This is a genomic window from Mammaliicoccus sp. B-M6 (assembly GCF_022386965.1).
GTDB classification, from domain to species: domain Bacteria; phylum Bacillota; class Bacilli; order Staphylococcales; family Staphylococcaceae; genus Mammaliicoccus; species Mammaliicoccus sciuri_A.
In genome coordinates this window covers 1-1,007 of record NZ_JAJNHJ010000073.1, presented here as the reverse complement: position 1 = coordinate 1,007, position 1,007 = coordinate 1, and the positions used below count along the sequence as shown (strand labels likewise).

1 pseudogene is annotated in these 1,007 nt (G+C 30.6%); it reads left to right on the top strand.

Going from position 1 to position 1,007, the window contains the following annotated elements:
- Nucleotides 1–36: 36 nt before the first annotated feature.
- Nucleotides 37–1,007: pseudogene (locus LQ693_RS13415) on the top strand (IS3 family transposase); the annotation flags it as partial.

Sequence of the window (1,007 nt, the reverse complement as noted above, 5' to 3'; positions counted from 1 at the left end):
AGTATTGTTAAAATTAAGAAAGTAGGTGGTCTTTTTATGAGAAGAGAGCGTAGAGAATACAGTAATGAATTCAAACAGCAAATGGTTGATTTATACCTTAATGAAAAACCAAGATCTGAAATTATTAGAGAATATGATTTAACCCCATCTGCATTAGATCGATGGATTAATCAGGCAAAAACCTCTGGTTCTTTTGAGCACAAAGATAATCTTACAAAAGAACAAAAGAAATTGATGGAACTAGAAAAAGAAAATAAACAGCTAAAAATGGAAAACGATATTTTAAAGCAAGCCGCGCTGATAATCGGACGAAAATAGATGTGATAAATGAGAATACTCACAAATATTCAGTATCAGCAATGTGCAAAGTCCTACAAATGCCAAGAAGTACCTACTATTACCACCAAAATAACCAACATAAAGTTAATAAAGGAAACAATGATGAGATATTAGCAGATGAAATTGAAGATATATTCATCTCTAATAGACGTTGTTACGGTACACGTAAAATAAAGATTGCTTTATCGAAACGAGGACTATATGTATCTAGGCGGAAGATTGGTGTATTAATGAAACAAAGAAACTTAGTTTCTACTTATACAAAGATGAAATTTAAAGTAACATCAAGCAAGGTAAACCAATCTACTACCAAGAATCATTTAAATCGTAACTTTAAAAAACATAAACAGTATAAATACATTGTTTCAGATTTAACTTATGTCCGTGTGGACAATAGATGGCATTATGTATGCTTATTTAGTGATTTATATAATCGAGAGATTATAGGCTATAGTGTAGGACAACGCAAAAACGCTGACTTAGTATTCAAAGCATTAGCAAGTATAGAAACAAATCTATTTAATATAAGCTATATCCATACAGATAGAGGACGAGAATTTGATAATCAATTAATCGATAAAGTAATTGATGTATTCAATATTAACCGTTCTTTAAGCCGTAAGGGAAATCCATATGATAACGCAGTAGCAGAAACAATATTTAAAGCA